The organism is Neobacillus muris, assembly GCF_943193175.1.
Lineage (GTDB): Bacteria > Bacillota > Bacilli > Bacillales > Cytobacillaceae > Neobacillus > Neobacillus muris.
In genome coordinates this window covers 125,868-139,234 of sequence record NZ_CALPDF010000008.1, presented here as the reverse complement: position 1 = coordinate 139,234, position 13,367 = coordinate 125,868, and the positions used below count along the sequence as shown (strand labels likewise).

Sequence of the window (13,367 nt, the reverse complement as noted above, 5' to 3'; positions counted from 1 at the left end):
CAAAAAAAGTGTCTAAAAGGATACTCTTTATAAACATAAGGATCGAGGGATAGCACCAAAGGATTAGGTCAAGGACGGGGGGTGAAACAAAGTGGAAAGATTAGTAGTAAAGGGAAGAAATATATATACAGGCCGGGAGATCATCCAATCAGGGTTTATTTTGATGGAGTCGGGTTTCATCAACCGTGTAGGCACAGATACGGAGTTCTCCCACATGGATGTAGATGATACAGATGTTCTGGAACTGGATAATTCATTTTCCATCATCCCAGGCATGATTGATATGCATATTCACGGTGCATCTGGGGCAGACGTCATGGATGCGACCCCCGAGGCGCTTAGAACGATAGCGGAGGCACTGCCAAGTGAAGGTATCACAAGCTTTCTCGCCACTACTTTAACCGAAAGCGAGGAGCTGATTAAAAAAGCTCTGCAAAATGCCGCAGACTATATTAGGCCGAGGAACCACGAGGGTAGCGCGGAAATTTTGGGCATCCATTTGGAGGGACCGTTTATAGCACCGGAACGGCCAGGAGCGCAATCAAAAGAACATATATTAAATCCGACTCTCGAGAAACTTGCCGAATTTCAAAGAGTATCCGGTGGCAGCATCCGGCAAGTGACCATGGCACCGGAACGGCCGGGTGCCATTGAACTAATTAAGAGTTTATCCGCTGAAGGAGTTATTGTATCCATCGGCCATTCCAACGCCAAACATGAAGAAGTCATGCAGGCTGTCGCCGCCGGAGCGAAGCAGGTTACGCATTTATATAATGCGATGAGCCCAATCCATCATCGTGATCCAGGAGTTGTTGGAGGTGCGCTCATGGAAAAAGGCTTGTTATGTGAGCTGATTGTAGACGGAATTCATGTGCATCCCTTGATGGTTCAAATGGCGTATAAATTGAAAGGAAAAGAAGGCCTTGTTCTTGTTACAGATGCGATTCGTGCCAAGTGCCTCGGCGATGGCTCTTATATGTTGGGAAATCAGTCAATACAAGTACATCATGACCGGGCGGTTTTGCAGGATGGAACGCTGGCGGGAAGTATTTTAACCATGAAGGAATCGATTCAAAACACAAGGATGTTTACTGGCTGCTCATTAGATGACATTGTGCATATGACAGCCGTGAATCCGGCTAAACAGCTCAATCTTTTTCAGCGAAAGGGAAGTTTAGAACCGGGAAAGGACGCCGACTTGGTGGTTTTAGACAGAAACATGGACATTATGATGACTTTTTGCAAAGGCAAATTGGTTTTTAGGAAGAATGAAGTTGGCGGGAATGCAGGGGATTTCATCGGTTAAGGAAGCATTGGGGGAAAACAGATGGGGCTGCAAAACAAATTAAATGAGCGGAGGATTTTTTTGCATAAGGGCCTATTTGCTGAATGAACGAAATAAAGCGCTTAGGAAAAATAATGATTAAGAATTTTTGAGTCGACCTAAATTGGGATCGGCTTCTTTTTTATCTAAAGGGGAAGGGGCTGATATGGTGTTTTCTACTTTTTACAGTGATGCAAATGTCGAAATGAATACCTTAAACAGAGGAGTGAGATGGGCACGTTTACTAGTTGATTTCAAAAAATGATAATATTTTGAACGAATCGTGTCAATTTTGTCATAAAACTGATATATTTTTTTACCAGTATACTCTGAGACAATATTATCTTTGAAAAGATGGAGTACGGAATTATTTTTGTCTAAAATACACAGGACAATGAGAAATGAATAAAAAATTTTTAATTATACGCCTATATTAAATATCCGTCAAGAATCCGGTGAGAGCGGGAACAAGAACAAAGTGGAAGCACAGTTTAAACTAGGAAGTTACAAAAAATATCAATTTACTTTTATATTTGGGAAAAATTATAATATTTTCGGGAGGGGTGATGATGATTGTCGAATCATGACTTTAAAACAATTATTGAGGGAATTGGCTATAATCAGTTTGGAAAAAAAGTATTAGCAACCCAAATTCGCTTTGCCACTTTGGAAGCCCTTTTTGAAGTGGACCCTGAAGTGCAGCGGAAAATAGATCCGAAAAGGAGAACAGAAATTAGGGAGTTTATTCTATCGTCACTGAAAGGAAAGGATTTTTATTTTTCCCCATTTATCTTTTCGGCTCGAGGTGCATTTTCCCTTACCAATCAAGGCTGGGCTTTGGAGCCAGGGAGCAAACTTTACATATTGGATGGACAGCATCGGACAAGCGCCATGTCATCGGCATTAAGCCATTTAAAATCACAAAAAGAAGCAGCTGAAGAAACTGGGAATGAAAAAGAAGCCTACAAAATTCAAGGATACATTAATAAGTTGAGGGCTTACCCAGTCGCCATGCAGGTTTATTTGGATTTAAACCAGCAAGAAGAGAGGCAGCTTTTCAGTGACATAAATACGGAGAGGAAAGAAGCCCATACTGGATTAATCATGCAATATGACCATCGTGACACCTATACTTCATTAACAAGAACCGTAGCCAAACAGCTTCAATCCATGTTTGAAATTGAACAAGAACTATCTCGTCTTACAAACGAAAACTCTGCTATTACCTCCTTAACCATCATGAGAAAATGCCTGCTTGCTCTGTTTGAAGGTAATTTATCAGTGAAAAAAGGGAATCCCAACTTTGGAAACTACAAACCGGATGAAGTCATTGCCATTTCATTAGCGTTTTTTAAATCCTGGCAGCAGCTATTCCCCACACATATGGCAGATCGAAAGAAATTCGTTACAGGCTTGACCGGAATTCAGGTCGCTTTAGCACTTACCATTTATGAATTAACCAAACAACACTCTATCCCTCACCTAGAAGCTATTCCACAGCTTGATAGATTAAAAGACTCCTGCACTTGGAAACATAATGATCCGCTTTTTACCCATCTTTATGACCCTGCATCTAGAAGAATCAAGCACCATTCATCCACCACGTCGATACAAAGAACAGCATGGAAATTTTTAGCCATCATAAACAAAGAAAGGATTGGGTCTGCTTGATCGTTAACGATATATTTTCCAAACGGCAATCGGTAGCCACCTACACGATTCAAGAACTGTCATTGCTCATCAAGAATGGGCAGGTGAACTTGCGGGAGGTCAATAAACTGCATGTAAGATCGATTAAAAAATATATTCTTGAAAACGTTTTAACGGAACAAATCTATGTTCCGCCAATGGTTGCCACGGTAGACAAATTGGAAAATGAAAAACCGCTAGAGTTGACTATCATTGATGGGAATCAGCGTTTGAAGGCTTTTTGTCAAATAGAAGAAATGGGATATCGGGCAGCCAAAAGCGAAAACGAAAAAGAGATGAAAAAAGGTTACAAATTGCTGCAATTTATCGAAGATACAGAGGTAGCCATCCAACTTTTTGAGGGATTGACAAAGGAAGAGGCCGACCAGCTTTACATTGACCTAAACACTAAAGGAAAGAAGGTGGCACTATCCAAAAGAATTGCTTTTGATTCAAGAAATGAAATGAACTTTATTACCAATACGATATTAAAAACGAATAAGCAATTGAAAATTGCCGGTGTGGAAATCGAAAAACGGGCGATTGTCCGGCCAAACAATAAAAAGCTGCTATCACTGTCACAGCTCCGACAGATTGTGGCCATCTTTTTAACGGGTAAAATGATTTACCGAGTGGCAGACGATCATTATCAAACCTATTTGGAGGCAAAGGACTATATTAAGCTGATCCATACTTGGTTTCAGGAACTATTCTTGTTATATCCACCGGAAAGAATCGGGGATTTTAACGAGTCGATGATTGCCAATAATCCTTTATTAATCAGTATGGCTTATTATGCGAATAAAGGATTGGAGAAAGAAAGCATGGATGATAGGAAGAAGGAACTTGTAAAACGGATGAGACAGCTGCAAACCGTGGATTTTAATAGGAAGAATCCTATATGGAAAGAGTTTAAAGGAACCGAGAGATCAGGTTATTATTATTTGTTTAACGTGAAAGAAAATATCGAGATGCTAGTCACATGGCTGCAAAGCCAAGGGAGGTGAGGCGGATGTGAAAATAAAATGAAAAACCCATAGGCGGTTATGTCCGGGAAGACGGCGCCTACGGGTTTCTGCGAGTTGGGTATACCAACCTTCTGTTAGTATACCCTTTTTCTGAAAAAAATCAATAATGCTAGAGTAAATGATTTCATATTGATAGGAAAGAAGGGTACAAAATGGAGCTGAAGTATGAATATTTAATTAATGGAAATACGGTGCTGTTTTATGGAAAACTTAATGAGAATGGGGAAATGTACACGGTGGCTGTTGAGGGAGAAGAGATGTTTATGGTTGCTATGTCTCCTATTCAGCTCATTGACAGGTCTCTCATTCGCTATGGATCGAGCTTTAAGGGTGCACTCAAAAGTTCGAGTATGCTGCTTGGTGAAAATAAAAAGATGTATCCAATCAAAATGGATGCCTCTTTGGACATTTGGCTTTTTCCATCACAGTCATATAAAAAGGATAACTGTGTCTGGTTTGCGCTTAACCATGTGAAAAACACTCAGGCGCTGGGCCAAAAATTCACACTAGTTTATTTAAGTTATGGTCATCAATTTGAAATAGCTCAAAGGGAATCATCTTTTCGGAATAAACGCCAAACGGCAAAGGACCTGAAGGACATGATAAACCAAAACACTCAAAATTCATGGAACTATATAGATCAGCCAAAAAAAGGGATAATGATTATTGAGAAAAAGGGTGGATACAAATGTTCTTCCTTGAGCAAGAAAAATAATCGGTAATAGATTGTTAAACAAAAGAACTGGTGTCCTCCATAGTTTTCAAAACTGTTTGAGACATGCGTGCCTGGTTTCCAAAAGTTGATTACTTAATAATGTAATGGTTGACAGTATTTTATAGTTAGTCCTAATTTTTTATTAAAACATGTATTTATATTCTTTTTTTACAAAAAATCCCCTTACCAAGAAAGGTTAGGGAATTTTTTGTGTTAGGACATTTATATTTTCCTTAATACACCTTTTTTTGCTAGATTGACAAGAATACCCTTATTTTTAAATTTATTATAAGCAATCAATTTATTAAGATCCTTAATCGTGAGTTCTGCTGGATTAATGGCTAATTCATACTCATTTTTTACTTTGTAAATTAAGGAAAGAGCAAACTCAATTTGCTTTGGAGTTAAGGAGTAATCTTCTTGGTTGTCTTTCTGACTAATGCTAACTTTTGCCGTAATTGATTGTTCAATTGTGGCAGCATGCTCCTTTATCCTTGCATCTACTAATGCCTCCACATCAGCCTGAGTAATAGAATTTTTAACATTTGTGTGAGGAGGATTTTGGCTGAATTTAAGGCTCCGGTTCCCTATCAAGATCAGCTGCTGTTATCTCTCCATGACATTAAAACAATGGATTTCCATCAGGAGAATTTGGCCAAGCAAATAGGGGATAAGAACCGCCTTATCCGTGGGGTAGCCGGCAGCGGGAAAACGATTATTTTAGCAAGCCGGGCCAAAATGTTATCGAAGCAAAATCCTGATTGGAAGATTCTTATTCTTTGCTATAACATTTCACTGGCAAATACCATTCAGCAAATGATTAACCATATGGTAAGTGAGCCGGAGGATTTGTTTGATTTTGATCCATCCAATAAAATGGTCCAGAATCAAAACATTATCGTTCGTAACTTTCATTCATGGTTAAAGAATGACTTGAAAATGAAGGAACATCAACTTGGTCAAATGATTGAAAAGATAGAAAGAAATGAAGCTATTCTTCCGACCTATGACGCTGTCTTGATCGACGAGGGACAGGATTTTGAAGCGGATTGGCTGCGGTTAGTCAGTTTACTGATTAATGCGGAAACACAGTCATTATTGTTAGTGGAGGATCGTGCCCAGGACATTTATAAACGAAAACGCTCCTATTTACAGGACACCGGCTTTAGCTTTCAGGGACGTTCAAAGGTACTGACGATTAATTACCGAAATACCGCACAAATTGTTAAGTTTGCATGGGACTTTTATCGAAAACATTCATTGTTTAAAAATAAGGTTGTGAATCGAGAGCTGGAAGGTGAGATCATTGCACCGCAAAGCACAAAACGAAAAGGACCTGAACCAGGCATAATAAAAGCTTCGAACTTTTTTGATGAAATGAGAATTGTAGCCAGGCAAATAGTCAAGCTGCAAAAAGAGCTGAAGGTTCCGCTTGATGAGATGTTAATCTTATATCGGGTTAAAAGGACACATAAGTATCCGATCATCGATATTATTAAACGGACTTTGGCTGAATTTGATATCCCTTACTTTTGGATTACGGAGAATGATGTTTCCAAAAGATCCTTTAAAAAGGAAGATGGAAAAGTAAAGATCAGCACTATAGACAGTAGTAAGGGCCTAGATTTCCAGGCTGTTTTTATCGTGAATGTTGACTCCATGCCATTTCCTTTAGAAGAGGATCGGGAGAGGGAAGTTTCTTTATTATACATAGGAATGACAAGAGCAAAGCAGTTTCTTTGCTTGTCTTACTCCGGTGAATCCGAATTTACAAAGTACTTGGATCGTATCAATCATGAGAGAAAAGATAGAAAGAGTGGAATGGAGAATATAAATTAAACTATTCATTTGGGTCTATTTCATTTAGGCCCATTCTTTTTTAGGGTTTGTTCGTTCCTATCTAGATTGATTCCTATATTGTCAAAATAATAGTAAAAGTTTAAACTTTGAGTTGTCATTCTATATAAATGAAGAGGAGATCATTCATGAAACCTGAACTGGTATTGGATGCTAAAGCCATCCTTGGAGAGGGACCGAGCTGGGACGAAGAGAGGCAAGTTTTATACTGGGTCGATGTTCTTGGACAGAAAGTACATATTTTTGATCCGAATATGGGAACAGACCGCGTTGTTTCAACAGGACAATATGTTGGAGCCGTCGTTCCCTGCAAGAGCGGGGGAGTTATCGTGGCCATGCAGAACGGTTTTTACAAGCTCGACTTGGAGAACGGTCACAGCATCCACCTTGCAGATCCGGAAGCTCATTTGCCGCTCAACCGTTTCAACGACGGAAAATGCGACGCAGCCGGAAGATTTTGGGCCGGAACCATGGATATGAGCGAACAGACGGCATCTGGTGCCTTGTATTGTTTGGAAACAAGTGGCGCCATTCATACAGTGGAGGAGAATATCGGCATTTCCAACGGCATTGCCTGGACTCAGGATCATCAAACGATGTACTTTATTGACACGTGGGAGCAGAAGGTGGTGGCCTACGACTTTGACTTGGAGGCGATAGCACTTCGAAACAAACGGACAGTCGTAGACTTTTCTGGAGAGGAAGGGTTTCCAGACGGTATGACTATCGACGAGGAAGGCATGCTTTGGATCGCCCACTGGGATGGTTACCAGGTTTCCAGATGGAACCCAAGAACTGGACAAAAGCTCGATTCCATCCTATTGCCAGTGGCACGGGTCACATCATGCGTATTCGGCGGCAAACATTTGGATGAACTCTATATTACTACGGCCAGACATAACGGGATTACGAAAGAGTACGAGGATCAGCCTTTTGCTGGCGGTTTGTTTCGCTTGAAATTAGACGTGAAAGGTACTCCAACTTATCGTTATGAGGGATAGATGAAAACGGAACCACTCAACTATAAAATGCAGATAATTAGGAAGAAAGCTTGAAAGAAGGAGAAAAATGCTTATTCACAATAAACTAGTTCGAGACCAAATTCCAGAGATCATTAGTCGTACTGGCAAGACCTTTTCAACCAGAATATTGAATAACGAAGAATATAGAAAAGAATTAAAAACGAAAAGCTTTGAGGAACTAAATGAGTACGTGAATGCCGGGAATGATCAGGATGCTATTGAAGAGCTAGCGGATTTACTGGAGATCATTCATGCACTAGCAGAATGTCATGGATCAACAATTGAAACTATTGAAAAGGTTCGCAAACTGAAAGCTGAAAAGAGAGGCGGCTTCAAAGAAAAAATCTATTTAATAGAGGTTGAAGATCACTAAGGTTCAATTAACAGGATTCATCGTGACCATTCTTTCATTAATATCATAAAAATAATCCACCTTGGATTTAGAGGCTCAGGTAGGTTAATTGCCTTTTGGCCGGCTCCAATGGGGAACCGTTTATTGCTGGACCGGACATGTTGCTGCATGTTGGGTCTTTTTTAATTTATTTATTATTTATTTTATTCAAATTTCTCAATCTACTCACTTTATAATAATTCTTTAGGAGCTTATCAAACATAGTCTGAATATTCTTTGTTATAATAAAATACAGATAATCGTAAAAACAATTCGACTAGAGGTGAATCAAAATGTATTGGACTCCCTTATTTGAAAACGATGTACCAGTAGCACTCTTCTGCTCTTAATGGAGTGAAGGTGACTACATCTCTCCGTTAGGGGCTGCCTCGACCTAAACAAAAGACGGAGGGTACAAAATGAAAAAAACCGTATTAGGTTCTTTATTTTTAATTTTAGCTTCAAGTATTTGGGGCGGCATGTACGTTGTTGTTAAAGTTGTAGTATCGGTCATACCTCCACTGGAACTCGTGTGGCTGCGATATTTAGTGGCTATTGTCGCACTTCTCATGATTGGTATCATATCAAGGCAAAAATGGCGAATCAATAAACGTGATTTCTTACTAATCATAGCTATTGGGATTATTGGTAATGCCATTTCAATTTTTGCGCAGGAAACTGGAACAATGCTATCCACAGCACAAATGGGAGCGATTATAACTTCTTCGACACCAGCCTTTATGGTTATTTTTGCCCGCATACTTCTTAAAGAACGGCTGACGTTAAAAAAGGGACTCTCCGTTTGTCTAGCGACAATTGGGGTTTTTCTCATAGTTGGAGTAGGTCAAGTAAATATGTCCTATATACTTGGTGGTATTTCACTTCTCATTGCTGCTTTAACATGGGCATTAATGTCTGTACTTGTAAAGCGTGTGCCTAGCAATTATTCACAAATTGTGATAACAACCTATTCCATCTTAGTAGCCCTAATCGTGTTGACCCCTTTTGTATTGCCGCGTTTACACGCAATTAATATTTCTCAATTGACTCACCCGGCCATTTGGGGGGGAGTCTTGTATTTGGGTATTGTATCAACAGCAGGTGGATTTCTACTTTGGAATCGCGGCTTACAAATGCTTGAAGCCTCAAGCGGGGGTCTTTTTTTCTTCTTTCAACCGGTGGTTGGGACATTACTCGGATGGCTTAAACTAGGTGAGAAAATAGGTGTAACGTTTTGGATAGGCTCCATCCTAATTCTTATGGGTGTTTTATTTGTTGTAATTGAGAAAAAATAGAATTTAAAAACCCCTTCAACCGTATCTGAAGGGGTTTTGTTTGTGTAACAGCACATATTAGTGATGCCGTTTTTCTTATTCGACTAACTGCTCGTTAGTGAACAAAGTGAAACCTTCCATTCATTTAAACGTATTCAAAAATATACTTCTATTTTAAATGTAGTGAAATATGGACATAGCAAATTGTCTTGGGCATTATATCGGGCAACTTGTAAAAGGGTAGAAATGGTAAAAAAAGTAGTAAAGTTAAAAGCGAGGAGTAGAATGAAAGAATTTTTTCACTTATGTATAGGCTTATTTTTCATCTTTTCGTTAACAGGATGTATTGCATGATGTCTTAAAGGAAGCACAAGCTTTGTTCAAACTGGATCGAATCGGGGAAAAGCTAGGTGATTTTGAAAACTTTGTATTTGATGTGAAGAGAGAAGGAAAACCATCCATTTTGAGATTGACACATTCGTCCCATCGGGAGAAAGAGGAAATTATTTCTGAACTGGATTGGATGAACTTTTTTCATGCGAATGGTATACATGTTCCGGAAGTATTGCAGTCCGTAAACGGGGAATTTGTTGAGCAAATTGGTCCATCCTCATTTTCCGCGGCCCTGTTTTCGAAAGTGCCGGGAAGAACTGTAAATGTGCAATCGGAACCATTTGATTCACCATTATTTTTCACATGGGGAAAAACGATTGGGAAGATGCATCAAGTAACGAAATCCTATGATGTTCCAGATGTCGTCAAGGGACGGCCGGAGTATGCGGAAGGATGACGAACCGGGAACCATTGATTCATTTTTGACGCAGAGTAAATGAGATAAAAGAATGGTGACAATCAAGGTCTGGTTCTTATCCTTCCCAATGGACTTATCATATTCCTAGTAAACGTGAGTCACCTCAACGTTTCGTAACTATATTTTTATAAAATCTTATTGTCTGGAGTTTCTTGGATTAATTGTTATGGATTTGCATAACATACCTGAATGTAACATTAGAGCAAAATGGTGCTCTTTAGTTATAACTGAAGGGACTTGCCTTGAAGAACTAAATGCAAAATTACAAATAAATTTGTCTAAAACAAGTTAAAATATAACAATAAATGATATTGTTATATATACAAAGATATAGAAAGTATTATGGGGGTTATGGAATTGAAAAAGTATTTAGTAGGTTTATTTGCTTTATTTTTACTATTTAGTTTAGTTGCTTGTTCATCTGAAAGTTCAACAACCTCAAAAGCAGAGGATAAGAATGAGGAAAAGAGTTCTGAGTCCAAAGCAAAGGAAAAAGCAGAAGCTAAAGCGAAGGCAGAAGCAGAAGCCCAAGCAGCAACAGTTGCAGCTTAAAGTGGAGGATTAGAGATTTTTGCCAATTGTACGGAACTAAGAAAGAAATATCCAGATGGCGTAGCTTCTGATCATCCAGCCTATCAATCTAAACTAGATAGAGATAAAGATAATTTTGCTTGTGAAAGATAGATCACTTGGTAAACCTTTCTAAGGTATTGAAGTATGAATGATCCCTTCTCAATTAATGAGATGGGATTATTTTTTGTATTTCCTTAACAATTTTTATGAATGATTAATTGATCTATGCGAATGTTGATAAGGACTTGTCCCTATAACTCGGGAAGTGAGACCAATTTGAAATGACAGAATGACCATCAATTTGGTCATTATTCATTTAATATATTAAATGAATTAGGTATAAAATGGATTTACTGGTCGGATTCTTAGGATTATTGGAAATTTTTGCTGTTTATGATGCTTTAAGAAAAGTGTATAATAATATCTTAAACCAAACTGAAGAGATAAAAAATTACGCGAAGAATTAGCAAAAGGTACTAAAATTTAGAATTTTCTCTTCCTCTTATCAATAGGTTTACAACGTTAATCTATGTTAACTTTCAGAGATTTTAGAATAAACATGATGAAACTATTATAGGAGAGTCATAAAATGAAAAAGAAATTGAATTCTTTAATCTTCCTTTTAACGATCATCTTTATAGTCGGTTGTACCAACGTAGAAGAAGGTTCCGTTACAGATGGAGAAACAGATTCACAAGAAGTAACCACAGTTAATACAAATAATGAAGAAGTTACTACGGTTGTTGATGAACCAGAAGTAGAGGAAACCTCAACCCAACCAAGTAATGAACTGTTCACAGGATATAAACTTATCGAAGTTGATGGTGGTGATATGTCTGGACTTCGGGAACCGAATGTCGTCGTTGACATTGGTTATGGGGACCGTGAATATTGGGCATTTACGAATGAATACGGGCAACTAGTACGTGTCATTGCTGACGAAATTATTCTGCAAGATGACCGTAACGAACCTGTATCATCGTCTGGCAGATACTATCCTGATGAAGCAAAAGTTCCTGGTGTTGAAAGGGACGATTTAGATGAGGGACATATCATTGCTGATTCTCTAGGCGGGGTATCGAATGCTTATAATATTACCCCACAAGATAGTACGCTCAACCGACATGGTGATCAAGCGTATATGGAAGACGCGATCCGCAAAGCAGGTGGAGCCACTAATTTTGAAGCCATTATCACATATCCGAATACAGAAACACAGATTCCTTCAAGTTATCAGTATACTTACACTTTAATGGGTAACAAGATTGTTGATACATTTGACAATGTGAACCCTGATAAAGTAAACGCCTCACTCGGTTTAACAGGAAGCGAGCCTTCCGATTCAGCTAGTTCAAACACAAAGGGTGATATTTCTAGTGTTGATACAAACGGTAATGGACAGGTGACGATTAAAGAAGCCAAAGCAGCAGGTTTCAGTATGCCAATAACTAGTGATCACTGGTTATACCCATATATGCAAGATAATGATAAGGATGGCATGGTAGGTGAGTAAGCACCTAGAAGGTTGAGGCAAAATAATTGAACAAAAGAATTTTTCCTCGTTAGGACGATTTATAAGAAAAATGGGTGCCTATACAGGAACAACTGAAGATCATGTTTATATCATCTATTAAAATTTGTACAGTGAAAATATAATTATTTTTTACTGACGGGTGCGGTAGTGGAAGATTATATTAGTAAAGCAAACCTAAGTCAACAATCATAAACATGATCTTTAATTTCCACTATCGTGCTCTATTCCATAGTAAAGAGCAGTTCCCGTTTTGCATATAAGGTCAGTTTGTAGAGGATGTAGTTCAGCATTAATAATGGTGAACCGTACCACAAATAGAGGCAAAAGTTGAAGATTTCCCGCAAATGCTTTCTTACATATGTTAGCTTTGTTAAGCCTTGTTCCGATATTCTCTAACGATCTTTCGATTGGATTAATTAGTTTTGTGGAACCACACATAAGGAACGACCAAAATTTCTATAATAGAAAAAAACACATTGGATGGGGGATTCAGTGTGTTTTTCAGCAACCACTTAAATGGAAAGTTTACTTATTCAGGCTTAGCAGCTATAAATTCGTCAATCGTTTCAGGGGTATGTTTACCTTCTTTTCCTTGGAAAAGGTCGATATTAACGGTCACATCCATGCATCCAAGATACTTTCCGTTTTTATCACGTACTGCCATAAATTTTTGATAAATTTGACCCGATTCACCAGTCCGTTTTGGAAACCAAAACTCCCATTCATCCCGCGTTCCTGAATGAAAGTCATTCAACAGTTTTTCAATGTGGTGAGCCACTTTTGGGTGAAGCTCCAATACATGGCGGCCAATTGCTTCTTTACGACGAGCATGCACGCGGTTAGGATTATTGGAATACCAGCGGAAAATATCGTCGGCATCGCAAAAACCCATTTCAAATGGTAAAAGATTAATAATGGAATCCAAAGTGCTTGCCTTAATGGTACCACTTTCAAAATTAATGACAGCTTCAGGACTAATTAATTCAGAAAATTTTTCATTAGACATGTAAAATCCACTTAAATATAAACTCCGATGAGAAAAATAAAATAGTACCGAGAAAAAAATCGGCCACTTCTGAGTGATTATTATCTAACCTCATACATAATGATAGCATTATTACTGTTAGCCAATTGGGATTTATCTCACTA

13 protein-coding genes and 1 pseudogene are annotated in these 13,367 nt (G+C 38.5%); 12 read left to right on the top strand and 2 right to left on the bottom strand.

From position 1 onward, the window contains the following. Positions 1-91 precede the first annotated feature (91 nt). From nagA to NFS43_RS08580, 4 genes are all read left to right on the top strand, one after another. Positions 92-1,306 carry an N-acetylglucosamine-6-phosphate deacetylase gene (nagA, locus tag NFS43_RS08595; protein WP_251551241.1) on the top strand — a complete coding sequence of 405 codons (1,215 nt, stop codon included), beginning with the start codon at positions 92-94 and terminating at the stop codon, positions 1,304-1,306. Between the two features lie 591 nt (positions 1,307-1,897). Next, positions 1,898-2,995, top strand: a complete 1,098-nt coding sequence (locus tag NFS43_RS08590; RefSeq protein ID WP_251551240.1) for a DNA sulfur modification protein DndB — start codon at positions 1,898-1,900, stop codon at positions 2,993-2,995. Then, positions 2,992-4,020, top strand: a complete 1,029-nt coding sequence (locus NFS43_RS08585) for a DNA sulfur modification protein DndB (protein ID WP_251551239.1) — start codon at positions 2,992-2,994, stop codon at positions 4,018-4,020. The genes NFS43_RS08590 and NFS43_RS08585 overlap by 4 nt, the downstream gene beginning before the upstream one ends. A 173-nt stretch (positions 4,021-4,193) precedes the next feature. Further along, entirely contained in the window at positions 4,194-4,763 is a 570-nt protein-coding gene (locus NFS43_RS08580) for a competence protein ComK (protein WP_251551238.1), read from the top strand. Positions 4,764-4,978: 215 nt separating this feature from the next. Here NFS43_RS08580 and NFS43_RS08575 read toward each other — a convergent pair whose 3' ends face one another. Beyond that, a complete protein-coding gene (locus NFS43_RS08575; RefSeq protein ID WP_251551237.1) occupies positions 4,979-5,272 on the bottom strand; it encodes an ABC transporter ATP-binding protein in 294 nt (97 codons plus the stop codon). Between the two features lie 45 nt (positions 5,273-5,317). Between NFS43_RS08575 and NFS43_RS08570 the strand changes: the two genes are divergently transcribed. The 8 genes and pseudogenes from NFS43_RS08570 (at position 5,318) to NFS43_RS08535 (ending at position 12,197) form a co-directional block, all read left to right on the top strand. Next, positions 5,318-6,595: a DEAD/DEAH box helicase gene (locus NFS43_RS08570; RefSeq protein ID WP_251551236.1), complete on the top strand. Its 1,278-nt coding sequence runs from the start codon at positions 5,318-5,320 to the stop codon at positions 6,593-6,595. A 146-nt stretch (positions 6,596-6,741) separates the two neighbouring features. Further along, positions 6,742-7,614, top strand: a complete 873-nt coding sequence (locus tag NFS43_RS08565) for an SMP-30/gluconolactonase/LRE family protein (protein ID WP_251551235.1) — start codon at positions 6,742-6,744, stop codon at positions 7,612-7,614. Positions 7,615-7,681: 67 nt separating this feature from the next. Continuing rightward, complete coding sequence (locus tag NFS43_RS08560) at positions 7,682-8,008, top strand: nucleoside triphosphate pyrophosphohydrolase (RefSeq protein WP_251551234.1); 327 nt, start codon at positions 7,682-7,684, stop codon at positions 8,006-8,008. Between the two features lie 437 nt (positions 8,009-8,445). Next, positions 8,446-9,321: a DMT family transporter gene (locus NFS43_RS08555; RefSeq protein ID WP_251551233.1), complete on the top strand. Its 876-nt coding sequence runs from the start codon at positions 8,446-8,448 to the stop codon at positions 9,319-9,321. Between the two features lie 355 nt (positions 9,322-9,676). Continuing rightward, positions 9,677-10,090 carry a phosphotransferase enzyme family protein gene (locus NFS43_RS08550; protein ID WP_251551232.1) on the top strand — a complete coding sequence of 138 codons (414 nt, stop codon included), beginning with the start codon at positions 9,677-9,679 and terminating at the stop codon, positions 10,088-10,090. 378 nt (positions 10,091-10,468) lie between these two features. Continuing rightward, the gene (locus NFS43_RS08545; RefSeq protein WP_251551231.1) at positions 10,469-10,663 is read left to right on the top strand and encodes a hypothetical protein; all 195 of its coding nucleotides are present in this window, start codon (positions 10,469-10,471) and stop codon (positions 10,661-10,663) included. Next, a pseudogene (locus tag NFS43_RS08540) lies at positions 10,664-10,795 on the top strand (excalibur calcium-binding domain-containing protein); the annotation flags it as partial. Between the two features lie 478 nt (positions 10,796-11,273). Beyond that, entirely contained in the window at positions 11,274-12,197 is a 924-nt protein-coding gene (locus NFS43_RS08535; protein ID WP_251551230.1) for a DNA/RNA non-specific endonuclease, read from the top strand. Positions 12,198-12,747: 550 nt separating this feature from the next. On the opposite strand, the gene NFS43_RS08530 is transcribed toward NFS43_RS08535, so the two are convergent. Next, the gene (locus NFS43_RS08530; RefSeq protein WP_251551229.1) at positions 12,748-13,224 is read right to left on the bottom strand and encodes a PAS domain-containing protein; all 477 of its coding nucleotides are present in this window, start codon (positions 13,222-13,224) and stop codon (positions 12,748-12,750) included. Positions 13,225-13,367: the final 143 nt, after the last annotated feature.

Bases quoted from the DNA above. Each gene is read 5' to 3' on its own strand.
- NFS43_RS08560 (WP_251551234.1), top strand. From the start codon at position 7,682: ATGCTTATTCACAATAAACTAGTTCGAGACCAAATTCCAGAGATCATT.
- NFS43_RS08580 (WP_251551238.1), top strand. From the start codon at position 4,194: ATGGAGCTGAAGTATGAATATTTAATTAATGGAAATACGGTGCTGTTT.
- NFS43_RS08535 (WP_251551230.1), top strand. From the start codon at position 11,274: ATGAAAAAGAAATTGAATTCTTTAATCTTCCTTTTAACGATCATCTTT.
- NFS43_RS08565 (WP_251551235.1), top strand. From the start codon at position 6,742: ATGAAACCTGAACTGGTATTGGATGCTAAAGCCATCCTTGGAGAGGGA.
- NFS43_RS08555 (WP_251551233.1), top strand. From the start codon at position 8,446: ATGAAAAAAACCGTATTAGGTTCTTTATTTTTAATTTTAGCTTCAAGT.
- NFS43_RS08530 (WP_251551229.1), bottom strand. From the start codon at position 13,224: ATGTCTAATGAAAAATTTTCTGAATTAATTAGTCCTGAAGCTGTCATT.